This is a genomic window from Rhodopila globiformis (assembly GCF_002937115.1).
Taxonomy (GTDB): domain Bacteria; phylum Pseudomonadota; class Alphaproteobacteria; order Acetobacterales; family Acetobacteraceae; genus Rhodopila; species Rhodopila globiformis.
In genome coordinates, this window is the sequence record NZ_NHRY01000091.1 from 1 (window position 1) to 12,490 (window position 12,490).

The window sequence follows — 12,490 nt, forward strand, 5'->3', positions numbered from 1 at the left end:
CCCCTCTGGCCCTCCCCCTCTGGCCCTTTGCCCGCGGCTGCGGCACAGTTCGTGGCATTGGGTCCAAAGGGAGAGAAACGGCCATGGCGAAGGTCATCATCAGCTGCGCCGTCACCGGCGCCATCCACACGCCCAGCATGTCGGACTACCTGCCGATCACGCCGGAGGAGATCGCGCGGTCGTCGATCGAGGCGGCCGAGGCGGGGGCGGCGATCATCCACCTGCATGCGCGCAATCCGCAGGACGGCTCGCCGACGCCGGACCCGTCGGTGTTCATGCGGTTCCTGCCGGTGATCAAGCAGAACACCGACGCGGTGATCAACATCACCACCGGCGGCGGCCTGACGATGACGCTGGAGGAGCGCCTGGCCGCGCCGATGGTGGCGAAGCCGGAGATGTGCAGCCTGAACATGGGCAGCATGAACTTCAACATCTCCCGCGCCGGCGACCGCATCAAGACGTGGAAGCATGCGTGGGAGAAGCCGTACCTCGACAACACCACCAACTTCATCTTCCGCAACACCTTCCAGGACATCGAGGGCATCGTCGAGAAGCTGGGCAAGGGGCACGGCACGAAGTTCGAGTTCGAGTGCTACGACATCGGGCACCTGTACAACCTGGCCTACTGCCTGGACCGCAAGATCGTCGAGCCGCCGCTGTTCGTGCAGTCGATCTTCGGCATCACCGGCGGCATCGGCGCCGAGCCGCGCAATCTTCTGTTCGCCAAGGAAACGGCGGACCGTTTGTTCGGTGACCAGTATGTATGGTCGGTGCTGGCGGCCGGGCGGCACCAGATGGCGTTCACCACCATGGCCGGGATCCACGGCGGCAACGTCCGCGTCGGGCTGGAGGACAGCCTGTATATCGGCAAGGGCCAGTTGGCGAAGTCGAATGCCGAGCAGGTGGCGAAGATCCGCCGTATCCTGGAGAAGTTGAGCCTGGAGATCGCGACGCCGAAGGAGGCGCGTGAGATCCTGGCGCTGAAGGGCGGGGATCGCGTCGGGTTCTGAAGCGATGGGCGGCGTGCCGGTCGTTTCTTGATCGTCGTGGCGGGCGGGTCAGGATAAGACGACGGTTGAAGGGGGATTTGCTCAGGTCTCCCCTCATATTAAGTTTGAAAATTCAGTGTGTTGGCTCGGGCAAGCTGAAACGAAAAGACAGATATGTTGACGCGTTGCAGGGCACGGCGCGATGTAGACGCCTGTTGTTGCTTGGGCTGACAAGCAACGAAGCTGGACTGACCAAGCACAGTTGGCCGTGTCTAATTTGGCTCGTAACAAAAAATGAGGGGAGACCTGAGGGGGATTTGGCGCCGCGGCCGTTCTCTCACCGTCATGGCCGGGCGTGTCCCGGCCATCCACCCCCCGCCGTCTGTGCGCAGATGGCCGGAACACGCCCGGCCATGACGGTGAGGCAACGGACCTCTCGCTTGTCTTCCGCCATCGCGGTGCCGGCTGGCTGACTTTTTGTTTCAAAAGCGCTGGTGCCGATACCACTGGTGTTTAGTGTTTGGTGGCTCACTTGCAGCGCCGTTCTTTGTTTTTGCACCGCATTTTTTCGACGCAGAGTTCGCAGAGCGGAGCGCAGAGCGCGCAGAGAAGAATTTGTTGCGACCTTCGGCCGCACAGCGGTTGCACGGGCAAAGACCACGCCATTGGCGCCTCCGGCCGGGCGCGGTATCATACGCCCGACGGAGGAAATGCATGGTCCACCTGCACGAACTGAAGAACAAGGTCGCCGTCATCGGCGTCGGCAACACCAGGTATGGCAACTTTCCCGAGACCGACGACTACGGCCTTGCGGCGCAAGCCTTCCGCGCCGCGGTCGATGATTGCGGCATCGACAAAAACCGGATCGACGGCCTGCTGGTTTCCCGCATTCCCTATTACGCCCGCATGGGCGAGATCCTCGGCCTGAACCCGCGCTGGACCATCACCCTGCCGGCGCACGGCCGCATGTCGGGCATGGGAGTCATCGAGGCCGCCGCTGCCATCGCCGCCGGGCTTTGCAATTACGCCGTGCTGCTCTACGCCAATATCGGCCGATCGCGACGGGTGAACTACGGCGGGGACGAGGCGCCGGGGACATGGGATCCGTGGGGCTTCACCTCGCCCGGCGCGGCGCACGCGCTGGCGTTCCGCCGGCACATGGAGCTGTACGGCACCACCACCCGGCAGCTTGCCGAAGTATCGGTGGCGATCCGTTACCACGCCGGCCTGAATCCTGACGCGGTGATGCGCACGCCGATCACCATCGAGGATCATGAAAATGCCCGATTCATTACTGCGCCGTTGCGGCTGCTGGATTACTGCCTGATCAACGACGGCGCCGTCTGCCTGATCCTGACATCCAGGGATCGGGCAAAGGATTTCAAGAAGCCGCCGGTGCTGATTTCCGGCTTCGGCGGGCAGGACACCTACAGCCCGTCCTCGATCGCCAATTTCGACATCGACTTCTGGCATCCGGCACTCAGCGCGGCGGGCCGGCAGGCCTATGAAATGGCCGGTGTGACGCACACCGACGTCGATGCGCTGATGTGCTACGACAATTTCTCCCCCACCGTGCTGTTCAGCCTGGAGGGCCTGGGCTTCTGCGGCCGCGGCGAGTCCGGCGGCTTCGTCGCGGACGGCGCGCTCCGCCTTGGCAACCGCCTGCCGGTGAACACCGACGGCGGGCACCTGTCGAACGCCTACATGCAGGGCTGGGCGCTGAACGTCGAGGCGGTGCGGCAACTGCGCGGGGACTGCGGCGCGCGGCAGGTGCCGGATTGCGAGGTCGTGCAGTACGTGCAGGCCACGCCCTGCACCCGCTCCATCATCTACACCCGCGGCTGAAGGACCGATCGCCATGCCCTACACCAAGCCCCTGCCGCGCCCCGACGCCCTGGCCGCACCGTTCTGGGCGGCGGCGAGGCAGAGCCGGCTGCTGCTGCAGCATTGCCCCGCCTGCGGCGACATGCGGTTCCCGCCGTCGCCGGTCTGCCCGAATTGCCTCGCCGACGGCCAGGACTGGATCGAGGCCTCGGGGCAGGGGACGCTGGAATCCTGGATTGACATGCACCGCGCCTACTGGGACGGCTACAAGGACGACCTGCCGTACCGCGTCTGCCTGGTGCGGCTGCGGGAAGGGCCGCTGCTGGTCAGCAACCTGGTGGACCGGACCGACGACCTGCGGCTGGGCCTGCCGGTGAAGGTGGTGTTCGACGCGGTGACGGAAGACGTGACGCTGCCGAAATTCACCCTGGCCTGATGCTACAGCCGGTCCAGCGTCGCCTGATCGGCGGCCCCGCCGTAGTATTTCGCCAGCGCCTCCCGGAACGCCGGCTCATCCGGCGCCACCGCGGCGAACAACGTCATGCAGGACTGGAACTTCATGCAGTCGGGATCGCCGAAGATGTCGAACGCCGAGCGCCCCTCCGCCGCGTTGACAAGCTGCGTGCAGTCCAGCAGCCGCGCGCCCAGCACCGGATGCCGCAGGTATGCCAGGGCTTCCTGGCGGGAGGCAATTGCGTAGAACCGGCTGGTCGGGCTGCTGCCCAGGCCGCCGATCTGCGGGAAGATGAACCACATCCAGTGGCTGCGCTTGCGTCCGGCCGCCAGTTCGGCGCGCGCCGTCGCAAACACCGGTGCCTGGGCGTCCAGGAAGCGTTGCAGATTGAACGGATCATCCATGACGTCGCCTGCCTCCTGCTGCTGGCCTGCCAGGACTCTGGCCGGTCCTCCGTGCCGGCGAAAGGTCCGGCCGCCCCATGCTAACCGGATCTTGAGGAGCGCGGCGGCAGGCGGCATGATCATACTGGCGGCGTGTCGAAGACGGCGGCGCAGGTCCGGCATTCCTGCATCCCCGCCGCTCGGCCCGGCGCTGGCCGGCGGAGATCGCCGACAGGAGGAAGCCAATGAAGATCACGATCCTTGACGACACCTTTGACACCGTCCGCACGCTGCCCTGCTTCGCCAGGCTGGCCGGCCACGACGTCACCGTCTGGAACGACCATGTCCAGCACCCCGACATCCTGGCGCAGCGGCTGGAGGACACCGAAGCCCTGGTGCTGATCCGCGAGCGCACCAGCATCGATGCGCCGCTGCTGGAACGCCTGCCCCGGCTCCGGCTGATCAGCCTGCGCAGCACCTGGCCGCATGTCGACATCGCGGCCTGCACCCGCCGCGGCATCATCGTCGCCTCCAGCCAGCACACCGGTACGCCCAGCTATGGCGGGGCGGAGCTGACCTGGGGCCTGATCCTCGCCGCCGCCCGCCAGTTGCCGCAGCAGATGGCGTCGCTGCGCGCCGGGCAGTGGCAGTGCGGCGTCGGCACCACGCTGCGCCACAAGACGCTGGGCATCGTCGGCTACGGCCGCCAGGGCGCTGTCGTCGCCCAGTACGGCCGGGCCTTCGGCATGCACGTGATGATCTGGGCGAGCGAGCTGTCGCGCCGGCAGGTGCACGCCGACGGCTTCACCCCGGCCGTTTCCAGGCAGGTGCTGTTCGAGCAGAGCGACGTGGTTTCGCTGCACCTGCGCCTGGTGCCCGACACGCAGGGGATCGTCACCGCCGACGACCTCGGGCGCATGAAGCCGACGGCGATTTTCGTCAACACCGCCCGGGCCGGCCTGGTCGCGCCCGGCGCCCTGGTCGAGGCCCTGCGCGCCGGCCGCCCCGGCATGGCCGCGGTCGACGTGTTCGACAATGAGCCGCTGACTGATCCCGCCGCTGATCCGCTGCTGTCGCTGGACAACGTCATCGCCACCCCGCACATCGGTTACGTGACGCGGGAGGAGTTCCAGATCCAGTTCTCCGACATCTTCGACCAGATCCTCGCCTACGCCGCCGGGCACCCGACGCACGTGATCAACACCGAGGTGCTGCGCCACCCGGCGTGACAGGAGCGATGACGCCGGGCCAGCCGCGCACGTGAACCGCGGTCATGTGCCCGGTCCGGGCGCACCGCGGCGGGCTTGCCGGAAAATCGACGTCATATGCCGATTTTGCATGGCCCTGCCGTGGAGCCAGGCCCGATACAACGGAACGCACCGGGCTGTCCTTGTCCGGTGCCGAGGTACGGAAGGCTTCCTACCGCGAACCGGTCGGGGCGCGTGATGGCCAGGGACGGCCTGCCGCATCACGGCCGGGGCCGCCGGGTTTCAGGGGCGGGCACCCGGGTCGCGCGCCGGCGCTGGTCCGGGTATCCGCAAACAGAGCATGATAACCGATGGAGCAGAAAATGGTGCAGACAAGGCGTTCGCTGCTGACCGTCCTCGCCGGGCTCGGCGGCCTCACGCTCGCAGGGGCGCCCGCGTTCGCTGCCTCGGCACGCGAGATCAATGCCGCGGCAAGCCGGGCACTCGACACTCTCTATGAGACGCAGCCCAAGGCGCGCGAGCTGTCGCGGCGTGCCAAGGCGATCCTGGTGTTTCCGGCGATCTACAAGGGCGGGCTGATCATCGGCGCCCAGACCGGCGACGGCGTTCTGCGCGTCGGCGGCAGGCCGGAAGCGTATTACAACATTTCGGCCGCCTCGTTCGGGCTTCAGGCCGGCGGACAGCGGTTCAGCTACGCGTTGTTCTTCATGAACGAGGCCGCGCTGCAGTATCTGCGGAAGAGCGATGGCTGGTCCGTCGGCTCCGGCCCGAGCGTGGTTGTGGTTGACAAGGGGGCGGCGGCAAGCCTGACCAGCACGACCCTGTCGCAGGACGTGTATGCGTTCCCCTTCGGCCAGCAAGGACTGATGGCGGGGATCGGGCTTGAGGGATCGAAGATCACGCGGATCCATCCGGGACCGTAAGGGCACGCTGCCGGCGACGTCGGGGCCTGTCGTACGGCGTTTCGTGCGGTGGGCGCTGGGTCCTGCGTCTGGCGGTGGATCGCGGGGCGATCGGGACATCGTCTCCGGCGGAACGGCTGCGTGTGTCGGCCATCATGGTCTCGCCTGGCCATGAGCAACCGGGCGGGATTGCGGTGACCCTATGCCCCGCAGGCGCGAACCGCTCCCTGGAACCGGCCGCAACCAGGCATCCATTCCAGCCTGCCCACGGTCCGCCGTCATTTCCCGGGTGCCGGGCGGTTCGAAGCCGGCACGCACCGCGCTGCGCCGCAAAAGGCCGCCGGCGCCCCTCTTTTTGATCAGGCCGTGGCGCGAGGCCCGGGCAACGGTCCGCGGCGCCGGCCGTTGAGCACCAATACAGCACCGCTGCCATTGCTTTGAACGAAACGGAGGCCGGACCTGCTTGGTCAGTTCATCGACCACGCCATCGCCAACTGGGGCTACACCGCTGTCTTTGTATCGGTGGCAATCGAGAGCCTCGGGATTCCCGCCCCCGGGGAAACCGCGCTGATGGCGGCGGCAGCGGTGGCCGCGCAGGGGCAACTGAACATCGTCGCGGTGCTGGCCGTCGCCGCCGCCGCCGGCATCCTGGGCGACAACACCGGCTTCTGGGTGGGCCGCCGCTTCGGCTTTCGCCTGCTGTGCCGCTACGGTCAGCATATTCACGTCGGCCCCAGGCGCATCAAGTTCCTGCAATACCTGTTCCTGAAATACGGACGGCGCATCGTCTTCATCGGCCGGTTCGTCATGATCCTGAGGACCTGGGAGGCGTTCCTGGCCGGCGCCGACTGGATGCCATGGCGGAAGTTCGCCATCTGGAACGCCGCCGCCGTGGTGGTATGGGCCTGCGTCTGGGGCCTGCTGGCATTCGGGTTCGGCCATGCCTCCACCAGCACGATGGAATGGGTCGCCTCAGGCATTTCGGTCGTCATCCTGGCGCTGCTCATCGCGGGCTGGATCTATTGGCGGCGGCACGAGGACGAATTCGAGGCGCGGGCTGACGAGGCATTGCCGGGTGAGGTGCGCGCCCGCCCGGGCGGCCGGCGCGAGTTGCAGACCGAGGCCGGCCAATCCGCCGACGGCGACCGGCCACAGGCAAAGGATCGGCGGGCACGCGCTTACCGCCAGCCATCCTGATCTGCGGCCAGGGCCGGGCGTGGAGCGATATCGGTCTGATTGGGAACCCGAAATGGCTCCGGGCCGGTGAAATTCCTCGCAAACTATGAGCCGGAACGTTTCCGGTCAGACTGGCAACGCTCCAGCGGCGACCGTCGGTCCCTCGTCTGCCTCAATCGAACTCCGTCGGCAATCCCGGCTCCCGCCAGTGCGCGAACATCCGGCTGATATGCCGCGGCAGCGTCCGCCGCAGCGACAGGTCCGCCGGGATCGCGCCCTCGGCGAACCAGCCGACTTCGCTCGTCTCCAGGCTGGTCGCCGGCGCCCCGCCCTCCAGCGCGCAGATGAAGAACATCCGCACGACGGAGAACGCCGTCGGTGGATGCGCCTGCCGCGCCCGGTCCCACACCGCCGCCAGCTTGACCGCGCGGACGTGGTAGCCGGATTCCTCGAACACCTCGCGCACCACCGACTGCGCCGGGGTCTGGTTCACGTCCGCCCAGCCGCCCGGCAGCGTCCAGCGGTGACCGTCGATCGCCTCCCGCACCATCAGGATGCGCCCCTCGGCGTCGAACACCGCGCCGCGCACGCCGACCTTGGGGGTGGCATAGCCAATCTCGGCCTCGAACAGCGCTTCGATCTGCGTTGCGTCCGCTCCGGTATGGTCTGCCATAATCCGCGCCGACAGCCGGCGCAGCGCGGCGAAGCGGTCGCGGTCGTATGGGTCCTTGCTGAATTCCAGCCCGGTCTGCGCGATCGCCTGCATCTCGCGCGCCCAGACCAGCCAGTCGGGATCAGGCATGTCCGGAGGCCGACCTCAATCCACCATTTCCGTCATCATCATGCCGTCCGCCGGCATCCGGCCGCTGATCTCGGCGTCGGTCAGCACGCGCCAAGTGCCGTTGACCAGGATCTCGCTCGGCCGGAACCGCGCCTTGTACGCCATCTTGCGGCTCTCCGGCACCCAGTAGCCGAGATAGACGTACGGCAGCCGCAGCGCCCGCGCCCGCTCGATCAGCCACAGCACCGCGTAGGTGCCCAGCGACCGCTTGTCCAGCGCCGGCAGGAAGTAGCTGTACACCGCCGACAGCCCGTCCCCCAGCTTGTCGGCCAGGCAGGCCGCCAGCAGCCGATCCTGCTCGTCGCGGAACTCGACGATGAAGGTTTCGATCGGCGTGTCCTCGACCATCGCGCGATAGTCGTAGAAGCTCATGCTCGCCATGTCGCCATCGCCGTGGCGCGCCTGCTGGTAGCGCTGGAACACCTGGAACTGCTCGGCCGTCGCCCGCGCCGGCACCCGGTAGCCCTCCAGCCCCGCGTTCAGCTTCGCGATCTTCCGCAGCGTCCGGCTCGGCTGGAACGTATCCACGGGAATGCGGATTGGCACGCAGGCCTGGCAGGCCGGGCACACCGGCGCATAGGCAATGTTGTGGCTGCGGCGGAATCCCGCGCGCGACAGGCGGTCGTGCAGCGGCTCGGCGTCCGGCCCGACGATCTCGGTCACCACCTTGCGTTCGGTGCGCCCCGGCACATACGGGCAGGGCAGGGGAGCCGTGGTATAAAAGAACTGCGGCCGGCGCGGAGGCTTATAGGTCATTGGGCATAGGGTCCACGCGCCATGTTCCAGCCTCCGCCGGGCGCGGTCAACGCTTCCAACGCTTGCACCCGCACAACCAGCAGTCCGCTCACAAGGTCGTGAAGTGCTCGGTGCCGCGTGGTAAACAGCGCCACCACCAGCAATAGGCCGGACGTTGCCAGCGTCACATAATATCCGATGACCGAAACGACGGCCTGGAGCGGCATCGGCGGCCCCAGGTCGTAATCCCGCCGCACCGTCAGCCCGAACATCTGCTGCCCCGGCGTCGCGCTCGGGCCGCTGATCAGCGACAGGAAATGGTACAGGAACGGCACCAGCGACAGCACCGGCATGGCGGCGAAGCCCAGGCCGAAGGTCAGGATGCCGAACATCGCCAGCACCCACCACAATACGCCGACGAGGATGGCGATCAGGATGATGTCGACCACCCACGCCAGGCAGCGCCGCGTGATCACGCCGCCGACGAGGAAATCGTCATCTACATAGGGTGTCCCGTAGCTCATGGCGTCAGCCGAACCGCCCCCGTTGTCCTGGCCGCCTCCGGCCCCAAGGTGATCGTAGCACCATCGCGCCAGCGTAGGACAAAATCTCTGGCGTGCGAACTGAACGGATTGCCCGATTGACCGGGTGTGATGACGAACAGGCTGCGGTCGAGGTTTGCCAGGTCGTACACGCCGCGATAGGCCGCCCCGTGCACCGATTGCAGCGCCGCGTTCATCCCGCCACGGTCCACCGTGTTGTCGTCGCCCGGGCTTGGGATGGTGATCGTCGTCAGTGGTCCCAGCACCGGGATGGCCCGCAGCAGCGGGTTGGCGAACACCGCCTGGTGCGCCGCGCCCCAGCGCCAGGCCTGGACGTCCGTGCCGAACCGGCTGCTGAGCTCGCGCACCGCGTCGGTCAGTGAGCTTCGCAGCATCGGCGCGCAGTCGTTGTTGCACCAGTGCGCGCCGGCCGGCGACAGCACATAGGACAGGAAGTCGGCCGTCGGGCCGCCCGCCGTCAGCGGAATGCCGGCATGGGCCAGCACGGCGCGATAGAACGCCTCCATCCAGGCGTTGAAGATCAGCGGCGCCGGCTGGTCCATCGCCGCCGTGCCGTCCCAGCCGCGCAGCGCCGCCTGTGCCGCCAGCGCCCGGCCTTTGAGGTCGGTCACCGCCAGCAGCGCCGGCAGCACCTTGCGCGCGAACAGGTCCACCACATCCAGCTGCATGACGGCGAAATCCGCCGGCGTGTGGCGGTCGGTCGTCGCCAGCATCTGCCGGATGCGCTGCGACCGCCAGTCGCCGAACGTGTCCTGCGCCATCGGCACCGGGAAATCCGCCGGCCAGTCCGGCTCGTTGGCGTTCACCAGCCGCCCGCTGGCCGGCGCGACATAGTGCGGTAGCGCGTCGCCCGAGGCCCAGCCGATCCAGTCATGCGAGCCGTCGCCCGGCACCGGCAGTCCGTTCTCAGGCGCCTTGCGCAGCGGCACCCGGCCGGTGGAGAACAGCCCGATCGTCTTCGCGTCCGCCACCAGCAGGTTCTGCACCGGCGAGCTGATCTCCGCCGCGGCCTTGCCCGCCTCGGCCACCGATTGCGCACGGTTCAGCGCCAGCAGTCCCGCAGCCGCGGTGTTGTCCGGCTGCAAATTCGCCATCGCCACCGCCAGGATCGGCCCGCTCGGGTTGTCCAGGTCGCTGATCACCGGCCCGTGCCGGGTTTCCCGCACCAGCATCAGCTGGTCGGGCTCGCCGCGGATGCCGATGCGCTCCTCGCGCAGGGTGAACGGCTTCGGACCGTCGGGAGTCTGGTACTCACTGCGGCCAACCGGCTTCTCGACGAACACGTCCTGCACGTCGGCGCCGGTGGTGGTGAAGGTCCAGGCGATGTGGCCGTTGTGCCCGAGCACCAGGAACGGCACGCCGGGCGCGGTGGCGCCGGCCAGCACATGTCCCGGCGTGTCGATCCGCGCCAGGTACCAGATGCCCGGGAAGCCGAACGCCAGATGCGGGTCGCCGGCCAGCAGCGGCACGCCGGTCGCGGTGTGCCGCCCGTCCACCGCCCACTCGTTGGAGGCGGTCTGCGGCAGCGTGTAGGGCGCCGGAAACCGCGGCAGCACCGCCAGCAGCCGGGCGGCGGCCGCGGCGAACCGGGTTGGCAACTTGTTCATCGCACTGGGCAGCGGCACATCCGGCTGCCGGGGCCACAACTGCTCCAGCACGGGCGCCGGCACCCGGCCCGCCACTGCCTGGCGCGCCATCTCCTGCCGCCAGTTCATCGACAGCCACAGCCCCATGGTCTGCGCCCACAGCAGGCTGTCCGCCGGCTCCCACGGCTCGGGCGCGCCCAGCACCAGGAACTCCGGCGCGGCAAACCGGCCCTTGCGGTCGATATAGGCGTTCACCCCGCGCGCATACGCCTCCAGCATCGCCCGGGCGTCCGCCGGCAGCGCCGCCAGGTTCTCCACGGCATGGTGCCGCAGTCCCAGCGTCCGCATCATCCGGTCGATCGGCAGCGTTGCCGGCCCGGCGATCTCCGACAGGCGGCCGGAGGCGGCGCGGCGCATCAACTCCATCTGGAACATGCGGTCGCGGGCATGCACGTAGCCCAGGGCGGCGGCGGCATCCAGGGCCGAGGCGGCGTGGATGCGCGGCACCCAGTCGGCGTCGTAGGTGATGTCAACCGGCGCCGACAGGCCGGGAATCCGGGCGTCCACGCTGCTCCCCGGCAGCGTCCACCAGATGGCGCCGGCGATTGCGGCGGCGACCAGCAGGACCAGGACGGCAAGGGCGGCCAGGACTCGGCGAAGGCGCCGGAAGAAGCGATGCATGCCCGGAAGGTGGCAGATCGGGGCGAAATAGGAAGTAGCGAATCCGCCGGGCTCCGTCACAGATTCAGAAACTTGTGGATTGTTTGACGATGCCCGCCAAAGCCGCGGCTTTTGGGTTGCGGGTGGCTTGCTACGCAATAAGATTATCCCTATTGCCGCGGCCTGGAAACGTCCTTACGAAAAACAAAACCCATGAAGCCGCCCATCCCAGATACCCCACTCCTGCTCGACGCCATCGACCGGCGCATCCTTGCCTCGTTGCAGGACGACGGGCGGATGACCAACGTGGAACTGTCCAGGCGCGCCGGGATTTCCGCCCCGCCGTGCCTGCGGCGCGTGCGCGCGCTGGAGGAAGCCGGGGTCATCCGCGGCTACCATGCCGATACCGACCCCCAAAGGCTGGGGTGGGAGATCACCTTCTTCGCCATCGTCGGGCTGGACAGCCAGAAGGAATCGGTGCTGACGGCGTTCGAGCAGCTTGTCGGCGCCTGGTCCGAGGTGCGCGAATGCCACATGATCCGCGGCGGCGGCGACTTCCTGCTGCGGCTGGTGGCGCGCGACACCGCGCACGAGAACCAGCTGACCCAGAAGCTGACCGGCCTGCCCACCGTCAGCCGCGTGCAGACGCTGCAGACCATCCGCACCAGCCGCAGCCTCGCCGGGGTGCCGCTTTAGGCCACGAGCCGGCAGTTCGGCCGTCGCCATCAACCAGCGCTGCCTGCTTTTCCGCTGATTGAGGGTTGCTGGCGTGGGGTCACTGGCGTGGGGTCACTGGCTGGGGGGCACTGGCTGGGGGTCACTGGCGGCGTGCGTGCGGTACGGTCGTCCTTGAATGTTCGCACAGAGAAGAATGGAGAACCGCCGAGGGCCACAGGGAAGATGATTGGCGCTCTGCGCGAAGCGCCGGCGATGCTGCATTGTCTGAGTATGCAACGCCCGACACTGTCGCCTGGCCGGCCGGGCCAACGCCTCGGCCCATTCGCCTGGATCGCCCGGGTCAACACCCGCACCGGCCCGCGCACTACAGCAGACCGCAGGTCGGTTGGGACAGGGCAACGGCGCACCCGCATCGTCATGGCCCGGCTCGTCCGGGCCACCTGTCGCGGCACACGTGCTGGAATAGGTGGCCCGGACAAGCCGGGCCATGA

12 protein-coding genes are annotated in these 12,490 nt (G+C 67.9%); 7 read left to right on the top strand and 5 right to left on the bottom strand.

From position 1 onward, the window contains the following. The first annotated feature begins 83 nt into the window (after positions 1 to 83). From CCS01_RS09860 to CCS01_RS09870, 3 genes are all read left to right on the top strand, one after another. A complete protein-coding gene (locus tag CCS01_RS09860) occupies positions 84 to 1,010 on the top strand; it encodes a BKACE family enzyme (protein ID WP_104518659.1) in 927 nt (308 codons plus the stop codon). Positions 1,011 to 1,703: 693 nt separating this feature from the next. Next, positions 1,704 to 2,834 (top strand): thiolase family protein, encoded by a 1,131-nt coding sequence (locus CCS01_RS09865; protein ID WP_104518660.1) that lies wholly within the window; start codon positions 1,704 to 1,706, stop codon positions 2,832 to 2,834. 13 nt (positions 2,835 to 2,847) lie between these two features. Continuing rightward, a complete protein-coding gene (locus CCS01_RS09870) occupies positions 2,848 to 3,249 on the top strand; it encodes a Zn-ribbon domain-containing OB-fold protein (RefSeq protein ID WP_104518661.1) in 402 nt (133 codons plus the stop codon). 2 nt (positions 3,250 to 3,251) lie between these two features. On the opposite strand, the gene CCS01_RS09875 is transcribed toward CCS01_RS09870, so the two are convergent. Beyond that, on the bottom strand, positions 3,252 to 3,671 hold the full coding sequence (locus CCS01_RS09875) for a DUF1810 domain-containing protein (RefSeq protein ID WP_104518662.1): 420 nt from the start codon (positions 3,669 to 3,671) through the stop codon (positions 3,252 to 3,254). 224 nt (positions 3,672 to 3,895) lie between these two features. On the opposite strand from CCS01_RS09875, the gene CCS01_RS09880 reads away from it, so the two are divergent. The 3 genes from CCS01_RS09880 (at position 3,896) to CCS01_RS09890 (ending at position 6,957) form a co-directional block, all read left to right on the top strand. Next, the gene (locus CCS01_RS09880; RefSeq protein ID WP_104518663.1) at positions 3,896 to 4,879 is read left to right on the top strand and encodes a D-2-hydroxyacid dehydrogenase family protein; all 984 of its coding nucleotides are present in this window, start codon (positions 3,896 to 3,898) and stop codon (positions 4,877 to 4,879) included. Between the two features lie 341 nt (positions 4,880 to 5,220). Continuing rightward, the gene (locus CCS01_RS09885) at positions 5,221 to 5,781 is read left to right on the top strand and encodes a lipid-binding SYLF domain-containing protein (RefSeq protein ID WP_104518670.1); all 561 of its coding nucleotides are present in this window, start codon (positions 5,221 to 5,223) and stop codon (positions 5,779 to 5,781) included. A 501-nt stretch (positions 5,782 to 6,282) separates the two neighbouring features. Then, positions 6,283 to 6,957 (top strand): DedA family protein, encoded by a 675-nt coding sequence (locus tag CCS01_RS09890; protein WP_146101648.1) that lies wholly within the window; start codon positions 6,283 to 6,285, stop codon positions 6,955 to 6,957. A 151-nt stretch (positions 6,958 to 7,108) separates the two neighbouring features. On the opposite strand, the gene CCS01_RS09895 is transcribed toward CCS01_RS09890, so the two are convergent. From CCS01_RS09895 to CCS01_RS09910, 4 genes are read right to left on the bottom strand one after another with little or no spacing between them, the layout of a single operon-like run. Continuing rightward, positions 7,109 to 7,738, bottom strand: coding sequence for an NUDIX hydrolase (locus CCS01_RS09895; RefSeq protein ID WP_104518665.1), 630 nt, complete (start codon positions 7,736 to 7,738; stop codon positions 7,109 to 7,111). A gap of 15 nt (positions 7,739 to 7,753) precedes the next feature. Continuing rightward, positions 7,754 to 8,533 carry an arginyltransferase gene (locus CCS01_RS09900; RefSeq protein ID WP_104518666.1) on the bottom strand — a complete coding sequence of 260 codons (780 nt, stop codon included), beginning with the start codon at positions 8,531 to 8,533 and terminating at the stop codon, positions 7,754 to 7,756. Next, complete coding sequence (locus CCS01_RS09905) at positions 8,530 to 9,036, bottom strand: RDD family protein (protein ID WP_104518667.1); 507 nt, start codon at positions 9,034 to 9,036, stop codon at positions 8,530 to 8,532. The genes CCS01_RS09900 and CCS01_RS09905 overlap by 4 nt, the downstream gene beginning before the upstream one ends. Next, entirely contained in the window at positions 9,033 to 11,342 is a 2,310-nt protein-coding gene (locus CCS01_RS09910; RefSeq protein ID WP_146101649.1) for a penicillin acylase family protein, read from the bottom strand. Before CCS01_RS09910 ends, CCS01_RS09905 begins: the two co-directional genes overlap by 4 nt. Before the next feature lie 192 nt (positions 11,343 to 11,534). On the opposite strand from CCS01_RS09910, the gene CCS01_RS09915 reads away from it, so the two are divergent. After that, positions 11,535 to 12,017: an Lrp/AsnC family transcriptional regulator gene (locus tag CCS01_RS09915; RefSeq protein WP_104518669.1), complete on the top strand. Its 483-nt coding sequence runs from the start codon at positions 11,535 to 11,537 to the stop codon at positions 12,015 to 12,017. Positions 12,018 to 12,490 lie beyond the last annotated feature (473 nt).

Bases quoted from the DNA above. Each gene is read 5' to 3' on its own strand.
- CCS01_RS09915 (WP_104518669.1), top strand. From the start codon at position 11,535: ATGAAGCCGCCCATCCCAGATACCCCACTCCTGCTCGACGCCATCGAC.
- CCS01_RS09870 (WP_104518661.1), top strand. From the start codon at position 2,848: ATGCCCTACACCAAGCCCCTGCCGCGCCCCGACGCCCTGGCCGCACCG.
- CCS01_RS09910 (WP_146101649.1), bottom strand. From the start codon at position 11,342: ATGCATCGCTTCTTCCGGCGCCTTCGCCGAGTCCTGGCCGCCCTTGCC.
- CCS01_RS09865 (WP_104518660.1), top strand. From the start codon at position 1,704: ATGGTCCACCTGCACGAACTGAAGAACAAGGTCGCCGTCATCGGCGTC.
- CCS01_RS09895 (WP_104518665.1), bottom strand. From the start codon at position 7,738: ATGCCTGATCCCGACTGGCTGGTCTGGGCGCGCGAGATGCAGGCGATC.
- CCS01_RS09885 (WP_104518670.1), top strand. From the start codon at position 5,221: ATGGTGCAGACAAGGCGTTCGCTGCTGACCGTCCTCGCCGGGCTCGGC.
- CCS01_RS09875 (WP_104518662.1), bottom strand. From the start codon at position 3,671: ATGGATGATCCGTTCAATCTGCAACGCTTCCTGGACGCCCAGGCACCG.
- CCS01_RS09860 (WP_104518659.1), top strand. From the start codon at position 84: ATGGCGAAGGTCATCATCAGCTGCGCCGTCACCGGCGCCATCCACACG.
- CCS01_RS09905 (WP_104518667.1), bottom strand. From the start codon at position 9,036: ATGAGCTACGGGACACCCTATGTAGATGACGATTTCCTCGTCGGCGGC.
- CCS01_RS09880 (WP_104518663.1), top strand. From the start codon at position 3,896: ATGAAGATCACGATCCTTGACGACACCTTTGACACCGTCCGCACGCTG.
- CCS01_RS09900 (WP_104518666.1), bottom strand. From the start codon at position 8,533: ATGACCTATAAGCCTCCGCGCCGGCCGCAGTTCTTTTATACCACGGCT.